We start from the raw sequence: 2370 nt of genomic DNA on the forward strand, positions 1-2370 counted from the left end.
CCGAGCTGCCATTGCCTCGCTTCGTCAGCCTGAAGGCAAAAAAGGCGAACGTGCGCCGCGGACCTGGCCTGACCTACCGCATTGATTGGGTCCTGCAGCGCCCTATCCCCTTTTTTTTAGCGTGCTTCTGCATTTTCTGGCAACAGAAAGAAATGTGGCGGGCCGTGGAGGATTCGAACCCCCGACCTGAGAATTAGAAGTTCCCTGCTCTAATCCAACTGAGCTAACGACCCACACGCATCGGCGGTATATCCTACGATCCGGCAAGGGATGTCAAACGGTTGGCTGATTGGCGTGCGCGCGCCGCCTGGTCCGACCCCATGCACCCGCAACCGACAGAGGCCGGCGTGTGCCGGACGAACCTGCATCTGCCTGCATGGCGTCTGCCCCTGCGCTGCGCTAACAGGGATCAATTCAACAGGAGATGATCATGCGATACCTGCTTCTTGGTGCGTTCCTCATGGCGGCCCAGCCGGTTGGGGCGCAGACGCTATACTTCTCGGCGATCCCCGACGACGACGAGTCGCGCCTGGTGGAACGGTTCTCGGCCGTCGCGACCTATCTGTCGGAGACGCTGGAGGTCGATGTCCAGTATGTGCCGGTCAAGAGCTATGCCGCAGCCGTCACGGCCTTTGCCAACGACCAGATCCAGCTGGGCTGGTTCGGTGGTCTGTCGGGCGTGCAGGCGCGCATCGCCGTGCCGGACTCCCATGCCATCGCACAGGGGGCGGAGGACGAGACTTTCGTCACCTACTTCATCGCGAACACCGCGACCGGTCTTGCGGCCAGCGAGGCCTTTCCCGACATCGCCGGACGCAGCTTTACCTTCGGGGCGGAAACCTCGACCTCTGGCCGGTTGATGCCGGAGTTCTGGATCCGCGAAGAAACCGGGCAGGCTCCGGATGCTCTGTTTTCGACCGTCGGGTTTTCGGGCGACCATGGGCAGACGTTGCGGCTGGTGGCGTCCGGCGCTTACGAGGTCGGTGCGTTGAACTACTCCGTCTACGATACCGCGGTGAGCGAAGGCGCACCCGAGGCAGAGGCGACCACGATCATCTGGCAGACGCCGCCCTATCCCGATTACAACTGGACGATCCGCGGCGATGTCGACGCCCGTTTCGGCGAAGGCTTTGCGGACAGGGTGCAGGCGGCGCTGATCGGCATGGACGACCCGGCGCTGCTGGAGACCTTTCCCCGCAGTGCCTTTATCGCGGCCGACGATGCGCTGTATCAGCCCATCGTCGATACGGCACGGGCGTTGGACCTGATCGACTGATGGCCGCCCCACTGGCCGCACTGACGGGCGAAAGCCTTGGCTGGGGCGGTCATGTGGCGCTGCGGGATGTGACGCTGCGCATCGATCCGGGCGAAAGGGTCGTGCTGCTGGGGCGCAGCGGTGCCGGCAAGAGCACGCTGCTGGCGGCCTTTCATGACCGCATAACCGAACGCACGGCGCTGGTGCCGCAGGACCACGGCCTGATCGGGACGCTGTCGGTGTTCCACAACGTCTGGATGGGCGTGCTGGACGATCACGGCACCGCCCGCAACCTGCGCACGCTGGTCTGGCCACGAAAGGCGGAACGCGCGCGTGTCGAGGCCGTGTTGCAGGCCGTCGGTCTGACCGGCCTGGGGCAACGACCCGTGGCGCAGCTGTCGGGCGGGCAGCGGCAACGTGTGGCGCTGGGCCGCGCGCTGTTGCGACAGGGGGCGGTGGTGCTGGGTGATGAGCCGGTGACGGCGCTGGACCCCGCGCAGGGCGGCGCTCTGCTGGATCATATCGCCGGGGTGTTTCCGACGGTGGTGCTGGCCTTGCACGACATGGGACAGGCCCTGCGCATCGCAAGCCGGATCGTCGGGCTTCGCGACGGTCGGATCGTCATCGACGCGCCGACCGCCGATCTGTCGGAATCCGATCTGCTGACGCTTTACCGATGATCCGGCGGCGTCACGTTCTGGCAGGCTTCGCCCTGGCAACGCTTGTGGCGGCGAGCTTTGCGGACCTGGGAACAGCGCGACCCGACCCTTGGCTGACGCTGGCGGCGATCGGGCGCGGGCTGCTTCACCCGGATTTCAGCGATCTGCCAGGGCTGCTGCGCGCGACCGGGCTGACCGTGGCCTTTGCGCTATGCGGTGTCGGGCTGGGGGCGGTTCTGGGGCTTGCTGCGGCACCTTTTTATGCCTTCGGACCGGTTCGTCTGATCTGCATCGCGGTCCGTGCGGTGCACGAATTGTTCTGGGCGCTGCTGCTGCTGGGCCTGACCGGATTGTCGCCCCTGACCGGCGTTCTGGCCATCGGGCTGCCCTATGCGGGGATCTTCGCCAAGGTCTTTTCGGAAGGCTCAATTCGCATTAGCTATGCACTCCCCGATG

Annotated in this window: 3 protein-coding genes and 1 tRNA gene; 3 read left to right on the forward strand and 1 reads right to left on the reverse strand. The window is 65.3% G+C overall.

Annotated features, from left to right (window positions below; genetic code table 11):
• Positions 1-155: 155 nt before the first annotated feature.
• Positions 156-233: transfer RNA gene (locus tag ACOI1H_RS24950), tRNA-Arg, on the reverse strand.
• 197 nt (positions 234-430) lie between these two features.
• Here ACOI1H_RS24950 and ACOI1H_RS24955 point away from each other — a divergent pair.
• The 3 genes from ACOI1H_RS24955 to ACOI1H_RS24965 form a co-directional block, all read left to right on the forward strand.
• Entirely contained in the window at positions 431-1276 is an 846-nt protein-coding gene (locus ACOI1H_RS24955; RefSeq protein ID WP_422440964.1) for a putative selenate ABC transporter substrate-binding protein, read from the forward strand.
• Positions 1276-1935, forward strand: a complete 660-nt coding sequence (locus ACOI1H_RS24960) for an ATP-binding cassette domain-containing protein (RefSeq protein WP_422440965.1) — start codon at positions 1276-1278, stop codon at positions 1933-1935. Before ACOI1H_RS24955 ends, ACOI1H_RS24960 begins: the two co-directional genes overlap by 1 nt.
• Positions 1932-2370, forward strand: a 439-nt coding sequence (locus ACOI1H_RS24965; protein WP_422440966.1) for a PhnE/PtxC family ABC transporter permease, incomplete at its 3' end; no start/stop codon positions are given. The genes ACOI1H_RS24960 and ACOI1H_RS24965, both read left to right, overlap by 4 nt.

Source organism: Loktanella sp. DJP18, assembly GCF_049310965.1.
GTDB lineage: Bacteria > Pseudomonadota > Alphaproteobacteria > Rhodobacterales > Rhodobacteraceae > Loktanella.

Excerpts from the sequence above, each read along its gene's own strand:
- ACOI1H_RS24960 (WP_422440965.1), top strand. The coding sequence starts at position 1,276 with ATGGCCGCCCCACTGGCCGCACTGACGGGCGAAAGCCTTGGCTGGGGC.
- ACOI1H_RS24955 (WP_422440964.1), top strand. The coding sequence starts at position 431 with ATGCGATACCTGCTTCTTGGTGCGTTCCTCATGGCGGCCCAGCCGGTT.